15 protein-coding genes are annotated in these 21,258 nt (G+C 49.1%); 8 read left to right on the top strand and 7 right to left on the bottom strand.

Annotation, left to right across the window (positions count from 1 at the left end; translation table 11 throughout):
• Positions 1-49 precede the first annotated feature (49 nt).
• A complete protein-coding gene (locus tag EPD17_RS12115; RefSeq protein WP_165929599.1) occupies positions 50-973 on the top strand; it encodes a phosphatase PAP2 family protein in 924 nt (307 codons plus the stop codon).
• A 67-nt stretch (positions 974-1,040) separates the two neighbouring features.
• Here EPD17_RS12115 and EPD17_RS12110 read toward each other — a convergent pair whose 3' ends face one another.
• Together EPD17_RS12110 and EPD17_RS12105 are read right to left on the bottom strand one after the other, a co-directional pair.
• Entirely contained in the window at positions 1,041-1,256 is a 216-nt protein-coding gene (locus tag EPD17_RS12110) for a hypothetical protein (protein ID WP_132054542.1), read from the bottom strand.
• A 79-nt stretch (positions 1,257-1,335) separates the two neighbouring features.
• A complete protein-coding gene (locus EPD17_RS12105; RefSeq protein WP_114234062.1) occupies positions 1,336-1,869 on the bottom strand; it encodes a hypothetical protein in 534 nt (177 codons plus the stop codon).
• Positions 1,870-2,071: 202 nt separating this feature from the next.
• Between EPD17_RS12105 and EPD17_RS12100 the strand changes: the two genes are divergently transcribed.
• Positions 2,072-2,737 carry a YdcF family protein gene (locus tag EPD17_RS12100; RefSeq protein WP_204743150.1) on the top strand — a complete coding sequence of 222 codons (666 nt, stop codon included), beginning with the start codon at positions 2,072-2,074 and terminating at the stop codon, positions 2,735-2,737.
• A gap of 59 nt (positions 2,738-2,796) precedes the next feature.
• Here the strand turns inward: EPD17_RS12100 and EPD17_RS12095 are convergent, their stop codons facing one another.
• From EPD17_RS12095 to EPD17_RS12085, 3 genes are all read right to left on the bottom strand, one after another.
• Positions 2,797-3,297, bottom strand: a complete 501-nt coding sequence (locus tag EPD17_RS12095; RefSeq protein WP_132054538.1) for an ankyrin repeat domain-containing protein — start codon at positions 3,295-3,297, stop codon at positions 2,797-2,799.
• Between the two features lie 99 nt (positions 3,298-3,396).
• Entirely contained in the window at positions 3,397-3,639 is a 243-nt protein-coding gene (locus EPD17_RS12090) for a DUF3820 family protein (RefSeq protein ID WP_132054536.1), read from the bottom strand.
• A 124-nt stretch (positions 3,640-3,763) separates the two neighbouring features.
• Positions 3,764-8,401 carry a DUF3320 domain-containing protein gene (locus tag EPD17_RS12085; protein ID WP_132054534.1) on the bottom strand — a complete coding sequence of 1,546 codons (4,638 nt, stop codon included), beginning with the start codon at positions 8,399-8,401 and terminating at the stop codon, positions 3,764-3,766.
• A 146-nt stretch (positions 8,402-8,547) separates the two neighbouring features.
• Here EPD17_RS12085 and EPD17_RS12080 point away from each other — a divergent pair, with 146 nt between their 5' ends.
• The 4 genes from EPD17_RS12080 (at position 8,548) to EPD17_RS12065 (ending at position 14,967) form a co-directional block, all read left to right on the top strand.
• Complete coding sequence (locus tag EPD17_RS12080; protein ID WP_132054532.1) at positions 8,548-9,507, top strand: c-type cytochrome; 960 nt, start codon at positions 8,548-8,550, stop codon at positions 9,505-9,507.
• A 159-nt stretch (positions 9,508-9,666) separates the two neighbouring features.
• On the top strand, positions 9,667-10,590 hold the full coding sequence (locus EPD17_RS12075; protein ID WP_132054530.1) for an alpha/beta hydrolase: 924 nt from the start codon (positions 9,667-9,669) through the stop codon (positions 10,588-10,590).
• Between the two features lie 680 nt (positions 10,591-11,270).
• A complete protein-coding gene (locus tag EPD17_RS12070) occupies positions 11,271-12,854 on the top strand; it encodes a hypothetical protein (RefSeq protein WP_132054528.1) in 1,584 nt (527 codons plus the stop codon).
• A gap of 298 nt (positions 12,855-13,152) precedes the next feature.
• Positions 13,153-14,967: an AMP-dependent synthetase/ligase gene (locus EPD17_RS12065; protein WP_132054526.1), complete on the top strand. Its 1,815-nt coding sequence runs from the start codon at positions 13,153-13,155 to the stop codon at positions 14,965-14,967.
• Positions 14,968-15,001: 34 nt separating this feature from the next.
• Here the strand turns inward: EPD17_RS12065 and EPD17_RS12060 are convergent, their stop codons facing one another.
• Positions 15,002-15,454 (bottom strand): SRPBCC family protein, encoded by a 453-nt coding sequence (locus tag EPD17_RS12060; RefSeq protein WP_132054524.1) that lies wholly within the window; start codon positions 15,452-15,454, stop codon positions 15,002-15,004.
• 182 nt (positions 15,455-15,636) lie between these two features.
• On the opposite strand from EPD17_RS12060, the gene EPD17_RS12055 reads away from it, so the two are divergent.
• Together EPD17_RS12055 and pckA are read left to right on the top strand one after the other, a co-directional pair.
• Positions 15,637-16,524, top strand: coding sequence for a sugar phosphate isomerase/epimerase family protein (locus EPD17_RS12055; RefSeq protein WP_132054522.1), 888 nt, complete (start codon positions 15,637-15,639; stop codon positions 16,522-16,524).
• Positions 16,525-16,935: 411 nt separating this feature from the next.
• Positions 16,936-18,546 (top strand): phosphoenolpyruvate carboxykinase (ATP), encoded by a 1,611-nt coding sequence (gene pckA, locus EPD17_RS12050; RefSeq protein WP_132054520.1) that lies wholly within the window; start codon positions 16,936-16,938, stop codon positions 18,544-18,546.
• A 338-nt stretch (positions 18,547-18,884) separates the two neighbouring features.
• Here the strand turns inward: pckA and EPD17_RS12045 are convergent, their stop codons facing one another.
• Complete coding sequence (locus EPD17_RS12045; RefSeq protein WP_132054518.1) at positions 18,885-21,236, bottom strand: TonB-dependent receptor; 2,352 nt, start codon at positions 21,234-21,236, stop codon at positions 18,885-18,887.
• Positions 21,237-21,258 lie beyond the last annotated feature (22 nt).

Raw genomic sequence — 21,258 nt, 5'->3', positions numbered from 1 at the left:
CCATGCGGCATAATTTTTTTTAGCGGTATTTAAAATGAATAACACCAGTATGAAAAAGTGTGTAACGACGATCACAGTTTTATGCTGTGCAGTAACAACAGCCCTGGCACAAGACACTACCCAAACCGAAATGCGGCAGCATTCGATGACCAACACAGTTGCAGTGCAAGACACGGCAGTTACGGTATACGAATCGCAGTCTGCCAACCAGGCCCGTGAAGGTGAAGTGTATAAGATCAAAGCAAAGCTCGACATTCCGCTGACTGCGGCCCTTACTGCTTGGACGCTGTACGGTTTTACCCAAGCTTATGACAAGGAAACGACGCCGTTGGCAGAAATTCAGCGGGTGAACCGGAACGACCTGCCCCGTTTTGACCGGTGGGCCACTAAATATTATAATGAGGACGCTGCCAAGACCAGCGACCTCTTGTTCTACGGCTCGATGCCCTTGCCGTTTTTGCTATTAGCCGATAAGGAAATCAGGCGCGACTTTGGCAAAATAACCTTGCTGTACTTACAGGCAATGTCGGTAACCGGCACGCTGTACACCGGTGCTACTACTTTTGTAGACCGCTATCGTCCTTATGTTTATCAATATGCTACCGGCGGTGTATCGGAAGGAGATGCGCGGGAAGGCAACGCTAAAAACTCATTCTTTGCCGGCCACGTGGCCTTGGTTGGCACTGCCACATTTTTTACGGCAAAAGTGTACGCCGATTACCATCCTGGCTCTAAATGGAACAAATGGATGTTTACTGGTGCCGGTCTGGCCACTGCCACTACTGCTTACCTGCGTCATCGCGGCGGTCGCCATTTTCCTTCCGACATTGTTTTAGGCACTGCAGTGGGTGTGTTGTCCGGTATTTTGATCCCGCATTGGCACAAAAACAAATTGTTTAAAAACGAAAATATGAGCCTGATGCCGTTCACCGGTCGTTCGCATGGTTTGGCATTTACTTACAAATTGCAATAGAAAAGACTATTGTATATCTATAAAAAAAGCTGGCGACTTGCCAGCTTTTTTTTGCCTTATTCTAGGGCTATTGTTCTTTTTTATTTTCTTCACGCTTCGGATCCAGGTGGCCGCTGCCGCCGGTTTCGCCGTGGTGCATGCTGCCCTCCTGCTGGTCCATGCTGCTGATATCGGCTTTGTCACTGCCCTTTTGTGCGCCTACATTTTCCGGAGTTCCTTGGTTATGGGTGCGGCCAATGCCGCCGTTCTGTCCGGTTTGGTGCTTATTTTTTTGCTCTTCCATAATTTTCGTTTGGCAGTAACCGACAAAAAAAACATGCCTCGCTATCGGCAGGCATGTTCTAAATAATTTAATTGAAAAATTACTGGTTGCCGGGCCGCCTCCGCAATACCGAATCGGACAATTGCAGGTTGCGGGCCGAACCCCAAAGTGCCGGGCCGGCATACACGTTTTTGCCGTTGACATGCGGTACCATTCCGCCCATGCCTACGCTGCCGGCACTAGTGCCCGTACCCACCGAACCGCTACCGGTGATGCCGCCAATAGAAGGCGCATCGGTAGAGCGAAGAGAGATTTGTCCGTTTGCAAAACCGTATGTGCCGCGTGGAGCACCCAGCACGCCAGAGCCGCTCAGCCTTATATTGGCGCCATTGCTTCGCTGGTTAAACGCCCGAATTACCGGATCGGCAATTGAAAGTTGGCCGGGAGCCGCCGGCGATTTTGCAGCATAGTTTCCCCGCTCGGTTAGGGAAATGACGGGTGAAGTTGTTGCCGGAATTGAGGGCCGCGCTGTTTCTTTTTTCGGTAAAGGCGTTGTTTTCCCGGTGCTTTTTTTCTGGGCAAATGCCGGGGTAGCCAAACTAAAAATGCATATCGATAACCACACTATTTTCATAACCTTCATTTTTATGTTCGTATGAAAAAGTGCAAACAGGCTGCCATTTATCCAACGTGGGTAATAAATTAAAGATTATTGTACGCCTTCCTATTTCTTTGCACGCATGTTTTTCGTTTTGTCTAAGGTTTTGTACTATTTAGTCACGCCAATTGTATGGATTGTGGTGGCGCTGGCTATAGCGGTGTTTGCAAAAAATCCAATGCGGAAAAAAAGGTCCTTGGGTATTGCATTGGGATTGGTGCTTTTTTTCACCAACCCGTTCCTTTCAAACGAGGCGATGTTGTTGTGGGAACAGCCGCCAACGCCGATGGCACAGGTTGGGCAATACGATGCGGCCATTATTTTGTCCGGAATTTCGGACCAGGAAAAACTGCCGCACGACCGCATGTATATTACCCGCGGTGCCGACCGGGTGCTGCATCCGCTGCAACTGTACCGTATGGGTAAGGTGCGCAGCTTTGTTATTACCGGTGGCTCCGGTTCGCTAATGCAAACTTACTCTTCTGAAGCCGCAGAGATAAAACAGCTGTTGCAAAATGCCGGTGTGCCGGCGCACCTGATTTTGACGGAAGAAAAAAGCCGCAACACGTATGAAAATGCGCAGTTTACTGCACAACTGTTGCAGCAGCAACCGCAGCTGAAAAAGCTGCTGCTCGTTACATCAGCATTTCATATGAAACGGTCGGTTGGTTGTTTCAAACAAGCCGGTATTGCTGCCGATCCATTTGCAACTGATTTCTATACTTCCCGCCGCAGATTCACCCCCGATAATTTCATGCCTTATGAAGGTGCACTGTACCATTGGCAACGCTTGCTGCGTGAAATGCTTGGATATGTGGTTTACGATGTAATGGGCTATTTGTAAGTCCTAGTTTAAAAGGTTTTGACAAAGACTCTATTGAACAATATTATTATCGGTCTAGTCTACCGGCCACGTTGCTCATATTTTTCCAGCAGGCGCACCATTGGTTCGTTTTCCTGCATTACTGCGTGGTCAATGGGCGTTTTGCCGCGGCTGTCCGGAATATCCCATGCGGCGCCGTGTTCGAGCAGGTCTTCGGCAATATCCATTTTACCAAATGTTGCGGCAAAGGTTAATGCGGTTGCGCCTTGTGTATTGCGCTGGTTTACATCTACGTCGGCAGCCAATAGTGCAGTCACAAGGTTGCGATAACCTTTGAACGAAGCGCCCATAAGTGCAGTGTTGCCCGATGCATCGGGCAGGTCGGCCGGTGCGCCTTTCTGCAACAGCAATCGCGCCGCCTCTTCAGCACCATTATACACAGCTATAAGTACCGGCGAAAAGCCTTTCACATCCTGGTACGACATTAATTGCGGATCGGCATCGACCATCTGTGCTACAGCTTCGGTATCGTTGCGGCGGCAGGCCTCAAAAAGAGCTACAGCATCGGCTTGTTGTTGCATATAAAAAAATTTACGGGTAGTTTGAATTTGTTGCAGTTAATGATTTAGCATCCAGGTGCTTCAACAACGAAGCATTGAAATTAGTTGATGAAGGAAGATTTATTTACCTGATTCCATTTTCTTGATCGTTACTAATAATTCACCTAGGCCGTTCATTTTTATTTCCAACAAAGTTTGCAGCAACATGCCCAATTTACCGGCCGGAAAACCTTTTTTGCCAAACCACTCCAGGTACGACACAGGCAGATCACACAATATCGTGTCTTTGTATTTGCCAAACGGCATTTTCATTTTCACAAGCGCCACCAATATCTGCGGGTCCGGGTTGTTGAGTTGGAACATATTTTAATTTAGAACAACGAATATCAAAGTGTGCAAGGTAAATGCACATGGGCTGATAAAAATTTGCTGTTTTGATACACTTTATCTTAAAACAGCTCGCTTGCTGACAAGAGAATTAGCGACACTATTTTAATGTGATCACCGCACCTTCCTGTAATAGGATATCAGCCTGCACCAACGAAGGAATGACCTTTAAAATATCCTGGCGCATTTCTTCGGTCACCCTCGAAAAGCCCAATGCTTTTGCCACCAACGGAAACGCCGCTTCAGGGTCAATCGCTACTGCATCTCCAACCACTTTCAGCAACACGCCGGCAATTTCTTCCGGTGCGATGTATTTAAATTTCTTTGAAGCTGCAGACAGCGCCGAACGGTTGCGCAGCGGCGGTGCTGCGTGGCCCGCATACCACAAAAATGATTCCTTCCGTTCGATGCGTCCGCTGCCTTCGGTAAACCGGATCGCCAGCCGGATATGGTCGCGAATGCGGGGCCCGATGCGGGTTACACCGGCCGCTTCCACCATGCGCCGTACAATTTCTTCTTCATGCACCGGGCTTTCGGTTGCCACCACCATTTCCACCCACCGCGACATTTTACCCACCGGGTGCAGGTGCACTTCTTTCGATGCGATTTCAGTTGGCAGCTTTGCTACTTCGTACGGCTCCAGCTGGTTCTTTTCTTCAATCACTTCTTCACGCACCAGGCTGGTATCGGTGGCTGGCAAATCATCTTCTTCGGGCACATCTAACTGTTGCTTCCACGATTGTTCAATAGCATTGACCACACGCCGCAATTCCTGCTCCGGGTTACGAAACCAATCCGTGCTCCAGATGCGGTGCATGCGCCAGCCCATCGCTTCCAGCACTTGCTGTCTCAAGCGGTCGCGGTCGCGGGCCGACCGTGCGGAATGGTACGAAGCGCCATCGCATTCAATGCCCAGCAAATAACGGCCTGAATGTTCAGGGTCTTCGATTGCGAGGTCGATGTAAAAACCTTCGGAGCCAACCTGCCGGTGCACCTTGTAGCCCAATTGTAACAGCCGATCAGCAACAGCTTCTTCAAATGGGCTTTGTGCCGGCAGGCCCGAAGCTGCAGGCAAATCCATTTGCCCATGCTGCGCAAAATGCAGGAACCGTTTGAGTGCGGCAATGCCTGCACTTTGTGTCCGGTTCAGGTCGATATCAGCAGAAGTAAGGTTGGAAAAAACAGCGCAGCGCAAGCGGGCCCGAGTGATTAGTACATTCAACCGCCGCTCGCCACCATCGGCATTCAGCGGCCCAAACGACATCGAAAAATTGCCCGTTTCATCGCGGCCATAACCAATCGAAATAAAGATCACATCACGTTCATCGCCCTGTACATTTTCGAGGTTTTTGATAAAAAAGGGTTCCTCTTTATGGCTGCTAAAAAATGGTTCTACCTCCGGATGCTGTTTGCGTTGAATCTCCAGTTCATCTTGTATTGCTTGTTGCTGTGCCGTGCTAAATGCAGCCACGCCCAACGATAGTTTTGGATGCTGCTGTGCATGGTCTAAAATAGCAAGCACTACTTTTTTCGCTTCCTCCGGGTTGGTGCGGGTAGTGCCCCGCATATAAGCACTATTGGGCAAGTGATGGAACGACAAACCTGCCTGCTGCTTTTGACCAGCGGCTGGAAATACTACCAGTTTATTTTCATAAAACTCGTGGTTGGAAACCTGTATCAGTGACTGGTGCCGGCTGCGGTAATGCCAACGCAGCATGCGTTGCGGAGCGCCTTGTGCATCGCAAAGTCCGAGGATGCTTTGCATGTCCGCAGTAATGCTGTCGCTGTCCTCGTCGGGCTCGCCGGTCAACGCATCAAAAAACGAAGTGGGTGGCAATTGTTTGCTGTCGCCCACCACTACCAGCTGCCGTCCGCGAATGATGGCGCCAAGCGCATCAACGGGCCGCACCTGGCTCGCTTCGTCGAATATTACCAGGTCAAAATCAAGTGCACCGGCCGGTAAAAAGTTGGCGATTGATAGCGGGCTCATCATAAATACCGGCTTGATGGCCTGGATAGCAAGCCCCGCATCGCCCATCAATTTCCGGATGGGTTTGTGCCGGCTTTTTTTATTAAACTCGGTGCGCAATACCTGCATCTGTCCGCCACCTTCGGGTTCAGGCATTCCTTCCCAATGCGCCAATGCGGCTTTCGCCCGGTTCAATTGCAGGTTCAACACATCGAGCTTGCCAAATTGTTGGATCAGCTCTTCGTGCCGGTTGCGTTCAAATTTGCGTAAAGCAGGCTCATTTTGCATCGCCTGCTCCAAAAGGAATTCCCACCAGGACTTTTGCAGCGCCAATTTCAAAAACCTACCCGCTCCTTCCCAATGTGTAGCTGCGCTAATCAATGCGTTCAAGCCTTTACTGTTTGCATCATCTGCAAGGTTGTTCCACGAAACAGCGCCATGTATTTGCGGCAAATGCGCCAGCCAGTACTGTAGTTGTTCCAGTTGTTTATTGAATGGCTGCGCTAAAAAAGTTTGACCACCAAATAGGGTGCTTTCGTCCAGCGCCAGTTTTTCCGCAACGGAATGAATGGTGCGGCCATGCCCATTTATTTCCTGCAACAGTTGCTGGTGCATCGCAGCGCATTTTGCACCTACTATATTGTTGGCAAAAACAGCAAAAAAATCAGCCGGCAATTTACCTGCAGCATGTTGTTGGTGCGCCTCTTGTAAAAATCGAAACTGCTGTTGCAGTTGGTTCCAATCGCTTTCAGCACCTTGCCAGGTTTTACCATACAAATTTGCCGCATCAAATTTCGGTTGCTGCACTTGTGGCAATAGACCTTGCGCTTCAATAATGGCATGAACCAACTGCAAACGGATGCTTTTATCTTTCGGCAGTGGTGTTTGCAGCAGGCTTTGCAAACGTTTAATTGCAGCTTTATAACCGCTGTTCAAAAAGCGGAAAAATTGGTCGCCGTGTGCCAAGATTTCTTCCCGAATGGGCAGCACATCCTGTGTCCATGCAATGGATAAAAATGTGCCCGCATATTGCTTTTGCAAACCATCGTAGCGGCTTCCTGCCACAAGCCAGTTCGAAATAGCAGGTGCCTGTTGTATCCATGACCTGTCATCAACAGCTAAGCCAGCCACACCAGGGTTTTGCGAAAGCAGTTCTAACGCACTTGCCAGTTTGTGTGCTTCTTCCCTATTAGCTGGCGGATGCAGCCCCAATGATTCCGAAACCCAATGGAGCAGGTTGGTAAACTTGCTATTCTGCTCCATTGCTGCCCCTATTGCGTCGCAAAGTGCATCCTGTTGTTGTGGCAACATTACCCGCAGCTTTGTGCCCCAAAATGGATTTGCTGATGGCACCCCCAACTCCCTAATGCGGGCCTCAATGGCGGCAGCTGTAGCTGTGGCCTCCTGCGCCGTGACGTTATCCCAACGCTGCCAGTCGTGCATGGCGATGCGTGGCAAAGCTATGCCGCCCGTTTGTTCGCTCAATTGCAGGAGCAAGCCGGAAACATCGTGGGTGGACAAGCCACTGTTTTGAATTTCTTTATTAACCGCAGCGCAATATTCATTCAGTTCCGCCCGCATCGAAGTGAGCAGGCTCACCTGTTGTTGCAGGTGTTGCACAGCCGGTTTGCCCAGTTCCAACACACGGCGCATTTCCGCATGGAGTGTTTTTTTGTTGGCCTTATGGCTGTGCAGTTCGAGGCAGGCTTCGCCGAGGTGCAACGCATCCAGGCGGCGCTTTACCACTTCCAATGCAGCTAATTTTTCGGCTACAAAAAGGACCCTTTTTCCCTGCCCAATGGCATGGGCTATGATGTTGGTAATGGTTTGCGATTTGCCGGTGCCCGGCGGACCTTGTATCACCAGGTTCTTTCCTTCGTGCACGGCAAGCATGGCCAGCACCTGCGAGCTATCGGCATCCACCACCTGGAACAATTCCTGTGCTGGTGGTACATTATCGATAAAATCGTTTTCAGAAAAAGTGGGTGCACCATCATTAAAGCCATCGTGCAACAGGCTTTGCAGCACCGAATGACTCACAGGGTTTTTGCCTTCCGGCCAGTGCTCTTCGTCGAGATCATGGTAGATCATAAACTTGCCAAAGGAAAAAAAGCCCAGTTCAATCTCATCCCGCTCCAACTTCCATCCTGGCAGTGATTCCAACGCTGCTTCCAGCGATGACAAATAGGTGTCGATGGTCCAATCCTCTTCTTCGGGCAATTGTGGCAGCTGCACGCCGTACTCTCCCTTCACCTTGGCTTCCATCGACAGGTTGCTGCCAATATCTTCAAGTGTATAGCGCAAAGAAAAGCGTTCGCGTGCTGTTGTTCGTTCCAGCGCAACCGGCACCAACAGCGCCGGCGCCCGCCGCACCTCACTGCTTCGCTCCGACTCCTTCCAATGGATCATGCCCAGTGCGAGATACAAGATGTTTACGCCTTGTTCTTCAATTGCAGTGCGGGCCGCATAATATGTTTGCAACAAACGCTTTTGCAGCAGCGCTTCTGGTTCACCGGTTTGCAATTTGTTATCGGTAAATGTCGCGCTGTTGCTGGACAATTCATTTATAGTACTGCCTTCTTTTAAGGGAACAAAAAACAGCGCCTTTTCATCCTGCACCAGCAGTTGAAACACATCGGCGCTTCGTTCGGCTACCACCTGCACGCCACGCGATTGCAGCCTCCGGTAATTGATCAAAGGGTTGCGCAGGCCCAGGTCGAGCAGTTCTTTACGGGCAGCCTGAAGGCGGGAACGAATAATCGATTGCATCGGGGCCAATTTACAGGTTTTACAGAAGATAAGCTTAGCCCGCGCCGGCAACAGGTCATGCAACAAAAAATACAGTTCGTGCAGTTACAGCTTCTTCCCAAATCGGCCGGCTGGTAAGTTTGGCGCAGCAACCAAAAAAAGAAATCATGCTACGCAAAACCTTAAAAGTGCTCAAATGGACCGGGATCGTTATTGTTTCCCTGTTTGCAATATTGCTCGTTGCCATGGAAGTGCAGCTGCGCAAAAAATTTGATGCGCCCTATCCCAGTATCAAAGCATCTACCGACAGCATTCTTATTGACCGGGGCCGCCAGCTGGTAACCGGCCCTGCGCATTGTGTCAACTGTCATGGACCTAAAAATGCCGACTCGTTGTTGAAGGCAGGATTAAATGTGCCGCTGCATGGCGGCTACGCTTTTGAGCTGCCGTTTGGAAATATTTATGCCCGAAACATTACGCCGGATAACGAAACCGGTATTGGCAAACGCACCGATGCAGAACTGGCCAGGGTATTGCGTTATGGCGTGCACGCCAACGGCCGTCCTGTGTTGGATTTCATGCCTTTTCACGATATGAGCGACGAGGATCTGACCGCGGTAATTTCGTACCTGCGGGCACAAAAGCCGGTGCGCAACCATGTGCCGGAAAACAATTTAAATATCGTTGGCCGGGCCATCATGGCATTTATGATCAAGCCGGTAGGCCCATCGGGCCCAGTGCCACAAAAAGTGGAGCGTGATACATCCGCAGAATATGGTAAATACCTGGTGATGAACGTCGCCAATTGCAATGGCTGCCACACAGTGCGGGGCGGCATGGGCGAATATATTGGCGAACCGCTGGCTGGTGGTAATGGCGCCGAAGACCCGAAAATGGTACACCTTACGCCGCCCAATATCAGCGGCGATCCTTCCAGCCGCATCCGGGCATGGAAGCAGGAAGATTTTATCAAACGGTTCAGGATGGGCAAGGCTTACGATGAAAGCCATATGCCTTGGACAGCCTTTGCAAATATGAGCGATGATGATTTGAAGGCGATCTACAATTACTTGAAATCAGTAAGGGCAAACGGAGTTCCAACGCCGCAGATGACTTCGCGTAAATAGAAAACGCAAACCCCGCATTTTTTCAATGCGGGTTTTTCTATAAAACGATGGGAAATAGCTAGCATGCGGGAAGGTCCAATCACCTGGCAATAGAAATAAAGGGCACTGCGGCGTCGTGTTTGCCAGCCAACGGTGTATTTTAGTAGTAAATCACCCCGCATGGCCAGGATCGCTTGTCTTTTGCTTTTAATCATTTTTACCTTACCCATGACCGTTAGTGCCCAAACAACGATGCCCCTTTATGAAGGCGCTATACCTAACTCTAAACCCGGCTCCAACGAAGAAAAATCTGAGGTTAATTCATCCAACCGGTTGATTATTTCCAAAGTAAGCAGGCCTACAATTACGGCTTATTTGCCTGCAAAAGGAAAACGCAATGGCGCAGCCGTGATCATCTGCCCCGGCGGCGGCTATTCCATTTTGGCCGCCGGCCACGAAGGCGCCGATGTGGCCAAAAAATTTAATGAAATGGGTGTAACTGCTTTTGTGTTGAAGTATCGCCTGCCTAACCCGCAAACAATGGTGCAGCCCGAGATCGGCCCTTTGCAGGATGCGCAACGAGCCATACAATTGGTGCGTGAAGGTGCGGACAAATGGGGCATCCATCCCGGCCTCATCGGGATCATGGGCTTTTCAGCGGGTGGGCACCTGGCAGCCACGGCAGGCACGCATTTCCACGAAACGCACATCCAAAATCCAAAGCGCACCAGCCTGCGCCCCGACTTTATGATCCTTGTGTATCCGGTGATTTCGTTTGCCGATTCGGTAGGCCATTTGGGTTCGCGGCAACAGTTGCTTGGAAGAAATCCAACGCAGGAACAGATTCGCAACTTCAGCAACGATGTGCAGGTAAATGCACAAACGCCACCTACATTTTTGGTGCATGCAAAAGACGACCCGGTGAAAGTGGAGAACACGCTCTTTTTTGCTGCTGCAATGAAAAAGATCGGGCTACCGCAACGCGTGTATTTATACGAAACCGGTGGACATGGCTACGGTATGGACAATCCGAAAAGCGACGTAAAATGGATGGATTTGGTGAATACATGGATGGTTGAATTTTTGGGACTGAATAAGAACTAACCCCAAAAAAATCCCCCTGGCTTGCAGGGGGAACGTTTTCTGTTACACGTATCGGACAGTATAAATTTTTGTTTTCTTATCTGCACTTGCAGGATGGAGGGACCAGATCAATGCATAAGGATTGAATTCAAACGGGACCTAAAATAATCATCATTCGAAATACACCTGCCTGCTGTAATTCCTGTCTGTTATAGCTGGCGCAAATGTAAACCAATACTGCCAAAAGCGATGGCTGGAAACGGCCACACACAAGCCGGAAAATGTATTGGTTTGCGCAGCGCAGGTCTTGCGCTTGTTTTTTGAGTTGTCCACACCCGAAATAGGCTGTTTATAAATTTTTTACGCGGTTATCGCACCAGGCCCTACCTTCACAGCCCACAGAAAGAAAAAGCCCACTGTGGAAACAGCGGGCGACTAACGATTGCTTGCCATATGAAAGAGTTCGAATAATCTTTTTCTCTGCTGCCTTTAGCAGCGTTTTCGACCAGGGCGGCTAACGATTCTTACCATTTTGCTGACTTCCGATTGCTGCCGTATGTTTTGTTCCGGTCTGTTAAAACAAAAATAGCACATGCACATTCGTGCACGGAATCAAATAAATTTGCTTAAAATTATCTCTAAAACCAGTGGTGTCCGCCAAAAGTATTGTCAGTAAAGGGTTTTAAGAGTATTTCTCCATTATGGCCAATAGATTTTCCGATACGTTATTTCAACTGATCCACTCCCTGGAAAAGTCTGAAAAGCGCCATTTCAAATTATATATCAAAAGAAGTTCGGCTAAAGAAGACTTAAAAATCATCCAACTCTTCGATGCGCTGGATAAAATGAGTGAGTACGACGAAAAGCTGTTGCTCAAAAAGCTACCCGGAACCGAAAAGCCGCAACTGTCTAATTTAAAAACGCACCTGTACAAACAAGTGCTGGCTTCGCTGCGCCTGCTAAAGCGCACGGAGAACATCGACTTTGAATTGAACGAACAGCTCGAATATGCCCGCATCCTGTATTACAAAGGGTTGTACCTGCAAAGCCTGAAGATTTTGGACCGGGTTAAAGAGCAGGCACACCAGTATTACCAGGATTCGATTTTGATGCAGGTTATTTCGCTGGAAAAAAAGATCGAAACATTGCATATCACCCGCAGCATTCAGCACAAAGCCGATTTGCTGGCGGCAGAATCAACCGGCGTGCACGAACGCCGCTGGATGATCACGCAGTTGTCTAACCTCGCGTTGCAGTTGTACAGTTGGTATGTAAAAAACGGGCATGTGCGCAATGAGGACGATGAAAAAGATGTGCGGGTGTTTTTCCGTTCTACCCTGCCACGCAATGCGCACAAGCAGGTTGGTTTTTACGAACGTCTGTACCTCTGTCAAAGCTATTGCTGGTATGCATTTATCCGCCAGGATTTTTTGATGTATTACCGCTACACGCAAAAATGGGTCGACCTTTTTGAAACCCATTCTTGGATGATCCAGGTGGAAACGGGCCACTACATCAAAGGCCTGCACAACCTGCTGAATGCACATTTCGATTTGCGCAACTACCAGAAGTTTGAGGAAACGCTGCAGCATTTTGAAAGCTTCAGCCAGAAGCCGTTGGTGCAGCACCATGACAACTTCCGGGTGCAAACTTTTATCTACCTGCAACAGGCAAAAATCAACCAGCATTTTATGTTGGGCACCTTCAAAGAAGGCCTTGCGCTGGTGCCGCATCTGGAAGAAAAAATTTCCGAGTTCCGCCTGTTCCTCGATATGCACCGCATCATGGTGTTCAATTACAAAATTGCCACGTTGTATTTTGGCTCCGGAGATTTTACAACGTCCATCGATTACCTGCAGCGCATCATCAACGACCATGTGGACCTGCGCACCGACCTGCAGTGTTATGCACGCCTGATGCACCTGCTGGCGCACTACGAGCTGGGCAATTTTGAGTTAATGGAATCGCTCACCAAATCGGTGTACCGGTTTATGGCCAAAATGAAAAACCTGACGGTAGTGGAAGAAGAAATGTTCCGGTTCCTGCGGGCATCGTTCCATTTGTCGCGGCACAAGCTGAAACCGGCACTAGAAGCGTTTTTGCAAAGCATCAAACACCTGGAAAAGAACCGCTACGAAACGCGGTCGTTTGCATACCTTGACGTGATATCGTGGGTGGAAAGCAAGGTGCACCAGAAACCGATGAGCGAAATCATCCGGCAAAAATACCTGAGCAGCAAACGCAGCAAGCCAGCTATCCCGCCGGCTTTGCCGAAAAGAGCATAAGCCGTAGTAACGCGATGACTTTATTTTTTAAGAAACTTGTATTTACAATATTTCGATTGCCCATTTTACAAAAAATGGCACATTGGTTGTTGCTAACATAATGACGGCACACCCCGATTACACTTTTCATTTTCGAGACGCTTTTTATTGGGTGATGCCACGGCAGTTACAGTTTCTTACGCTTTTGTAACTGCCTGGAAAGGCGGCATTTTTGCCGCCTTTTTTTAACGGTAATACCCGAGTTTTGCCGCCCGACAACGGGCACCCTTTTTCGGGCTAACTTCGCCTTGTACTACTTATGAATACACTGACTCCAAATATGCCGCAACGACTGTTTGACCTGGTGGATTATCAGTTGCAGCAATTTCCGTTACCTGATATGATGGCGGCAAAAGAGGCCGGCGAATGGCGCCGGTACAGCACCGCCGAGGTAAAGCAGCTATCAGAGCGTTTGGCTGCCGGGCTTTTGGAAGCAGGCATTTCGGGCGGCGACGGCACCTGGGAAGGCCGCGACAAAGTGGCCCTGATTAGTAAGAATCGGCCGGAATGGGTTTTACTCGATCTGGCAGTGCAGCAGATCGGTGCTGTGCTGGTGCCGCTCTATCCTACTGTGCATCCAAGTGAGTTGCAGTATATTCTGGAACATGCACAGGTAAAAATGCTGGTGGTAAACGATGCGCAACTGTTGGAAAAAGCTGAGCCCATTTTACCGCAGTTAAACCACTTGCAAAGCATCTATACTTTTGAAAAAATAGCGGGCGAACTGCATTGGGAAGATCTGTTGGTGCCTGCTGACGAAGTGCCACAACAAACTTTGGCCCAGTTGAAAGCCTCCATCACACCAGAGGATTTAGCCACCATTATTTATACATCCGGCACAACCGGTGTGCCTAAAGGCGTCATGCTATCGCACCGAAATGTGATCAGCAACATCATGAGTTGCTACCCCCTGTTCAAGGAAATCGGCATCAGGGGCGACAAGGCATTGAGTTTTTTACCGCTCAATCATGCATTTGAAAAAACAGCCACTTATCTATATTTCTACACCGGCGTTTCCATTTACTACGCACAAAGCACCGCCACTATTGCTGAGGATCTGCAGGACGTACAACCGGTAATTTTTACAACAGTACCACGCCTGCTGGAAAAAGTGTATGAAAAAATCCAGGCAAAAGGCGCAGAGCTAAGCGGTGTGAAAAAGGGATTGTTCGACTGGTCGCTGCGGCTGGCATCGGCGTACGAAATCAACCGGCGGCTGGGGCCCTGGTACGAAATGCAACTGGCCCTTGCCAACAAATTGGTTTTTTCAAAATGGCGAGCTGCTTTGGGTGGCCGTGTCCGAGCCATCATTACTGGTGCAGCCGCATGCCAGGTAAAGCTCTTACGCATTTTTGCAGCAGCGGGCATCAACATTATGGAAGGCTACGGCATGACGGAAGCTTCGCCGGTAATCAGCGGTAACCGTTACCACAAATCGGGCCGCAGGTTTGGCACTGTTGGGCCGGTGTTGGATGGCGTTACGGTAAAACTTGCTGCGGACGGCGAAATCCTGGTGAAGGGAGCAAACGTAATGTTGGGTTATTACAAACAACCCGAACTGACGGCGGAGACCGTGCGGGATGGCTGGCTGCACACCGGCGATATTGGCGTGTGGGAAGAAGATCGTTTTTTGAAAATAACGGACCGCAAAAAAGAAATGTTCAAAACCAGCGGCGGCAAATACGTGGCGCCGCAGCCTATTGAAAACAGCATGGTGCAAAGCCGTTGGATCGAACAACTGATGGTGACCGGTGCCGGCGAAAAGTTTGTGTCGGCGTTGATTGTCCCTGCTTTTAACGTGTTGAAGGAGTGGTATGCTAACCGAGGTAAAACATACCCGGGCAACGAAGCCGTGGTGCAGGACAACGAGGTGCACCAGATCATTCAAAAAGAAGTGCAGCAGTACAACAAACAATTCAACCAGGTAGAGCAGGTAAAAAAGTTTCAGCTTATTCCCGCAGAGTGGACCATCGAAGGCGGCGAACTAACCCACACGCTAAAGCTGCGCCGCAAACAAATCCTGGAAAAATACCAGCACTTGTTGCACCTGATGTATACCGAAAGCAGGGCCTGAAAGCCCGCCGGTGCAGGCTTCCAGCTATTGTAATTTATTCTGCTGCTTTACCCTGCGATACAAATTGGTGCAGGTCGTTCAACGCCGCTTCCCAACCTTGCTGGTGTGGCTGAATGGCTTCTTCGGAGTCAAAATTATCCTGCCGCACTGACAGTTTGCTGTAAGTGCCGTTTGCTTCAAAACCAATGGTCAGTTTGTAATGCCCATTACCAATCGTAGCCTGCGGCAGGTGCCAGTTCCAGGTGTACACTAATTGCTTAGCCGGCTCTACCGTTTCATAATTTCCGCTAATCTCGATCCGCTCTTTTTGTTGGCCGGCTTCAAATATGTACCGCACTTTGCCGCCGGGCTGCAGGCTATTTTCCACTTCCAAAAGATCGTTGCCCATTGGGTGCCACCATCGCTTCAGTGCCTCGGGCTCGGTCCATGCCTGGTACAATTCTTCTGCCGTTACCGGAAAATCTTTTTCTATCGATACCTGGTACATTTTGTAGGTTTTAAGGGTTGTTTAAAATGCCGCGCTGTTTCGGCCCTGCTTGGGTTAACAAATCCAACGTCCGCAAGTTCATGAAGGGAACAAGTGCCGCGGAAGCATGATGCGGTACAAATAACCGGCCATGGAAATATTTTACATAAATTGGCGCTATATTAAATTTCAACCCCAGCCAAATGCAAAACAATCGTAGAAACTTTTTAAAGACCGCCACCGCCTTGGGGTCGGGTCTTTTCCTTACTTCTTTTGCTACAAAAATAACCGGTTGCACTGCTGCAAAAGGAAGCGCCGGCGCAAACACAAAACCTTTTGGCCTGCAGCTCTACACCCTGCGCGAAGATTTTCCAAAAGATCCTAAAGGCGTTCTAAAACAGGTTGCCGATTTTGGATACAAGCAAGTGGAAGGATATGAGGGCAACCAGGGAATTTTTTGGGGCATGAAGAACACAGAAATGAAAAGCTACCTCGACGGCATTGGCCTCACGATGGTTTCTACCCATTGCGACATGAACCGCAACTTCGAACAAAAGGCTGATGAGGCTGCGGCTATCGGTATGAAGTACCTGATTTGCCCGTACCTCGGTGCCAACAAAAGCCTGGATTTTTATAAAAAAGCCGCCGACCGCTTCAACCAGTGCGGCGACATCTGCAAGCAGCGCGGGCTGAAGTTTGCTTACCACAACCACGACTATTCGTTCCGCCCCGTGGAAGGGCAACTGCCGCAGGATGTGATGATGCAGATGGCTAACCCATCAACGGTTGATTTTGAAATGGATATTTACTGGGTGGTGATGGCCGGCCAGGACCCGATGGCGTGGATGAAAAAATACCCCAACCGTTTTACGCTGTGCCATGTAAAGGACCGCGGCGCTGTTTCGGGCAGCAACGATAAGTTTGAATCGGTGGTGCTGGGTAAAGGCAGCATTCCTTACCAGCGCATGCTGTTGGAAATGGAAAAGTCGGGCATGCAATATTACATTGTAGAACAGGAAGCATACGCCGGTACTACTCCGTTGAATGCCGCAAAATTGAACGCAGATTACATGCAGACGGTGAAGTTGTAGCACTTGCCACTATGTACAATATTTAAAACTCGAATTGAATTACAGAAAAGGGATGCGTACTGCATCCCTTTTTCGTCGGTACAGGGACTACCAATTATGCAGCGCTACCAAAACTGGGACTGAAAATTTTTTTAAAAGGCAATGGAATCGCTGCTGAACTGGATTTTTTATGCCAATGAAATATAACGCTGCGGACTAAACGCTTTTTCGATAACATGAAAGGAACGCGGTCTTTCTTTAGATAAACACATGCGGTCGACCGACTAAACAATACAATATTTATGCAACTATGATTTTGCTGAAAAGTGTTCTTTTAACACGAAAGGGTGGCCAGTAAAAATAATTTTATTAAAATGATGCCATTTTGGTGTCATTTTTGTTTTTTCGTAGCTTCAAACTAAATTGCCATAAATGTTTCAACGATTGCTTGCTTCACTTAACCAACAGTTGTGGTGCCAGGGCATACGCAAGCCCTTGCTACACTACCAATGCGATTCGGGATCGTTAACCCGCCAAACCCTTGATATCGGAGAAGGCTCTCTGGACCAAAACGGAACACTTGTCATCAACACCGGAAAATTCACCGGCCGGTCGCCCAAAGACAAGTACGTGGTGCAGGATGATATGAGCGACGAATTCGTACACTGGAATGATTTTCACAAACCCATCTCGCCAACCTGCGCCGAAGAACTGCAGCGGAAGATGATGCGCTATCTTTCAGAACGGCAACTCTGGGTTCGCGACTCATTTGCCTGTGCCGATCCTAATTATTCACTGCCGCTTCGTCTTGTTTCCGAAAAGCCCTGGGCCAGTCTTTTTGCAGGCAATATGTTTATTGCACCTAAAGGCCCTGAACTGGAAACGTTTCAACCCGAATGGTATATTTTTCATGCGCCGGGTTTCCTGGCCGATCCCGAAGTAGACGGCACCAACGCTCCACAGTTTGTGGTCATTGATTTTGCCAAAAAACATATTCTGATTGGCGGCACCGGCTATACCGGCGAGATCAAAAAAGGCATGTTTACCGTGCTCAATTACCTTCTGCCCATGCAGCAGGTATTGCCTATGCACTGTTCCGCGAATGTTGGTAAAAAAGGAGATGTTGCCTTATTTTTTGGATTGAGCGGTACTGGCAAAACCACGCTGAGTGCAGACCCGGACCGACGACTAGTGGGTGACGATGAACATGGCTGGAGCGATGAAGGCATTTTCAATTTCGAAGGGGGATGTTATGCGAAATGCATTGGCTTAAGCGCTGAAAAAGAACCGCAGATTTTTGCGGCCATCCGTCCCGGTGCACTTGTTGAGAACACCTCGTTTTTCCCAGGTACACAGCAAATCAATTTCGACGACAGCGCCGTTACCGAGAACACACGGGTATCCTATCCCCTTTCCTATATAGAAGGCGCAGTGATACCCTCGGTAGCCGGCATTCCCGAAAATATATTTTTCCTGACCTGCGATGCTACCGGGGTATTGCCGCCCATCAGCCGGCTTACTTCCGAGCAGGCAATGTATCATTTCCTGGCCGGCTATACTGCGAAAGTAGCCGGAACTGAAACGGGCATCACAGAGCCGAAAAGTACGTTCAGCGCCTGCTTCGGCGCACCATTCTTGCCGCTGCACCCGCAGGTGTATGGTAAAATGCTGAAAGAAAAAATTCGCAACAATGCGGTGAATGTATGGCTGGTGAATACCGGCTGGACCGGTGGCTCTTATGGCACCGGAAGCCGCATCAAGCTGGCATATACCCGTGCGTTAATTAAAGCGGCTCTGGACGGGGTGCTGGAGCACATGATCTTTGAAACCGAACCCGTCTTTGGATTGCGGATTCCTACTTCATGTCCGGGTGTGCCGGCGAGCATCCTGAACCCGCGCAATGCCTGGGAAGACGGCGCTGCTTATGATGCAGCTGCGCAAAAATTACATGCAGCGTTTGAGCAGCAAATGCAAAAAACAAAACAAGCAGCAACAACGTCCAGGAGAGGTGTTTTCCGCACCCAACTGGTACGCACTGCCTGATGCTTTGATAAATTATTGGCTAACGATTGCTTTGTTTTTCAACAGACCGGCCCAACAGGGCCGGTTTTTATTTTCAGGCTTTTGCAAATCGCGATCAATGATCCGTTTCGTTTCGCAGCAATGTCATGCCGAACTCGTTTCGGCATACCCATCCCTTATCAATATTTTCCAAACATTAGGAGGAGATGCCGAAACGAGTTCGGCATGACAGTACCTAAATTCAAAAACTTATTTCGGTTGTAAATCGGTATAGGATGGAAACGAAAGCGGTACAAACCAGAATTTTTTCTGTGCTTTCAATTCAGAATGAGCACTAAAGCGACGCTTAATTTTATCCCCTAAAATTTAAAATTATACGTCACCGCCGGTATGATGGGGAAAATAGACACCTGCCTTGCTTCCACTTTTAAGGTGCCTTCCAGCGGGCTTCCTGTTTGGTCGAAGTAGATAAAATAAGGATTTTGCCGGCTGTACACATTGTAGATGCTAAACACCCAATTGCCTTCATAACGGCGTTTCTTTTTTGCCTGTGGCGTGTACGTGGCCGAGAGGTCGATGCGGTGATACGAAGGCATTCGGTATTGATTGATTCGGCTATACTCCTGCGTTAGTACACCTTCAACAATATAAAATCGCTCAGGCAGCGATGCCGCATTGCCCGAGCCAAAAACAAACACAGAACCAAAACGCCACTTGGGGCTTAGTTTGTAAGTAGCCACTGCCGATAAATCATGTCGGCGGTCGTAACGCGCCGGGTATTTATTGCCTTCATTCAAATCGGAGAAACGGCGCCAGGTCCAGGAAAGCGTGTAGCCGATCCACCCGGTCAATTTGCCCTGCACTTTATTTACCAAAAACTCGGCACCATAGCTCCAGCCTTTACCAAAAACAAATTCTTCCTCCGGATCCTGTAAACCAGGCGTGTACCCTTCGCGGTACTCAATCTGGTTCTGCATGTTTTTGTAATACACCTCCACCGAGGTTTCAAACATATTGTTGCGCAGGTTACGGAAATAACCCAACGCATATTGCCAGCCAATTTGCGGTTTTACAATAAATGTACTGGGCACCCAAAGGTCGGTGGGCAGCGTTGAGCCTGAGTTGCTGACTAAATGTATAAATTGAAAATTTCGGTTGATGCCTGCTTTAAGCGATGAAGCATCATCAATAGTGTAGCGCAGCGTAGCCCGCGGCTCCAGCCCATTGTATTCCTTGATCTTGTCGCCGCTTCCATACACAATGCTATCCAATTTGTTCCGGTTAATGTCGCGGGTATAGCGGGTGTACGGGCCCAGTTGTGTAAATCCTGTCCAACGTACACCGGCATTGAGTTTCAGCCGGTCGCTGATGTCCCAGTCGTCCTGGATGTACACGCCGTTTTCCAGCGCAAACTTGTTTCCTTCATTACTGGGCGCAAACGCCACCGAATCTTGGCGGCCGCTTACTACGTTGGGCGTAAACCGGTGGTAAGTGGCCACGGCGCCAAACTTGATCTTGTGCTTTGGTGCGGGGTAATAATCAAAATCAACTTTTGCACTGCCATCCCTGATGCCTGAAGCTAGCGACACAGAAAAATTATCCTGGTTGGCGGCAAACTTGAATTTATAATCATTGTACACCAGCGTGGCGTTGGCAAAAAGTTTTTGATTGAACACATGGTTCCAACGTAACGTAGCCGTGCTGTTGCCCCACGGAATGTTGGCACCAAATGAACGCCGCTGGTTGTTGAAGTCAAATACATCGCGGCCAAAATACCCACTCAGGTACAAGCGGTCTTTTTCCGAAAAACGGTAATTCACTTTTGCATTGAGGTCATAGAAGTAATAGCCGGAGCCATAAAAATCGCTGGTCTTTTTTACAAATGGCTTGATCAAAGCATCTACATAAGTGCGTCTTGCCGATACGATAAATGACGCCTTGTTTTTTACCAGCGGCCCTTGCAACGAAAGCCGGGAAGCAATAGCGCCAATGCCGCCTTCACCTTCAAACGTTTGGTTGTTGCCGTCCTTCATTGTAATGTCGAGCACCGAGGAAAGGCGCCCGCCATACTGTGCCGGCATGCCGCCTTTGATGAGCGACGTATTTTTAATTGCATCCGAATTAAAGATGGAAAAAAAACCGAACAGGTGGCCGGTATTGTACACCACGGCGTCATCGAGCATGATCAGGTTTTGATCGGCGCCACCGCCCCGCACATAAAAACCGGCATTGCCCTCCCCTGCATTGCGAACGCCGGGCATTAGTTGCAATGTTTTCAAAATATCCACTTCGCCCATGAAGGCCGGAATATTTTTTATTTGATTTATCGAAAGGTCAATGCGGCCCATTTGCGCATTGCGCACATTTTGGTCGCGCCTGCGGCTAAACAACTGCACTTCGGCCAATGCCGCCGACTTGGAAAGCAATGTCCAGTTGAGGGTTACATTTTGATTGAGTTGCACTTCGTTGCCCTGCGCCAGGTAACCTACATGTGAGAGCGACAATGCATAGGCACCCGAGTCGAGGGTAAGTGAGTAAAAACCATACTGGTTGCTGCCCACCGACATGCTGCTACCCACTACCGTAATGGTGGCACCAATCACCGATTCGCCGGTGGCGCTGTCGCGAACATAGCCGCTGATGGTGTATTTCTTTTGTGCTGTGGCGGAAAGCGTTGCCACTAGTACAATCAGGCTGCAGATATATTTCATCCGTTGCTGGGAAATTAGGGAG

Source organism: Pseudocnuella soli (assembly GCF_004347775.1).
In the GTDB taxonomy this organism is placed as follows: domain Bacteria; phylum Bacteroidota; class Bacteroidia; order Chitinophagales; family Chitinophagaceae; genus Flavisolibacter; species Flavisolibacter aquaticus.
Note: the sequence above shows the minus strand (reverse complement) of the source record. Positions and strands in the feature narration are given on the sequence as shown.

Excerpts from the sequence above, each read along its gene's own strand:
- EPD17_RS12105 (WP_114234062.1), bottom strand. The coding sequence starts at position 1,869 with ATGAAAATAGTGTGGTTATCGATATGCATTTTTAGTTTGGCTACCCCG.
- pckA (WP_132054520.1), top strand. The coding sequence starts at position 16,936 with ATGTTTCAACGATTGCTTGCTTCACTTAACCAACAGTTGTGGTGCCAG.
- EPD17_RS12090 (WP_132054536.1), bottom strand. The coding sequence starts at position 3,639 with ATGTTCCAACTCAACAACCCGGACCCGCAGATATTGGTGGCGCTTGTG.
- EPD17_RS12055 (WP_132054522.1), top strand. The coding sequence starts at position 15,637 with ATGCAAAACAATCGTAGAAACTTTTTAAAGACCGCCACCGCCTTGGGG.
- EPD17_RS12075 (WP_132054530.1), top strand. The coding sequence starts at position 9,667 with ATGGCCAGGATCGCTTGTCTTTTGCTTTTAATCATTTTTACCTTACCC.
- EPD17_RS12100 (WP_204743150.1), top strand. The coding sequence starts at position 2,072 with ATGCGGAAAAAAAGGTCCTTGGGTATTGCATTGGGATTGGTGCTTTTT.
- EPD17_RS12095 (WP_132054538.1), bottom strand. The coding sequence starts at position 3,297 with ATGCAACAACAAGCCGATGCTGTAGCTCTTTTTGAGGCCTGCCGCCGC.
- EPD17_RS12110 (WP_132054542.1), bottom strand. The coding sequence starts at position 1,256 with ATGGAAGAGCAAAAAAATAAGCACCAAACCGGACAGAACGGCGGCATT.
- EPD17_RS12080 (WP_132054532.1), top strand. The coding sequence starts at position 8,548 with ATGCTACGCAAAACCTTAAAAGTGCTCAAATGGACCGGGATCGTTATT.
- EPD17_RS12045 (WP_132054518.1), bottom strand. The coding sequence starts at position 21,236 with ATGAAATATATCTGCAGCCTGATTGTACTAGTGGCAACGCTTTCCGCC.
- EPD17_RS12065 (WP_132054526.1), top strand. The coding sequence starts at position 13,153 with ATGAATACACTGACTCCAAATATGCCGCAACGACTGTTTGACCTGGTG.
- EPD17_RS12060 (WP_132054524.1), bottom strand. The coding sequence starts at position 15,454 with ATGTACCAGGTATCGATAGAAAAAGATTTTCCGGTAACGGCAGAAGAA.
- EPD17_RS12085 (WP_132054534.1), bottom strand. The coding sequence starts at position 8,401 with ATGCAATCGATTATTCGTTCCCGCCTTCAGGCTGCCCGTAAAGAACTG.
- EPD17_RS12070 (WP_132054528.1), top strand. The coding sequence starts at position 11,271 with ATGGCCAATAGATTTTCCGATACGTTATTTCAACTGATCCACTCCCTG.
- EPD17_RS12115 (WP_165929599.1), top strand. The coding sequence starts at position 50 with ATGAAAAAGTGTGTAACGACGATCACAGTTTTATGCTGTGCAGTAACA.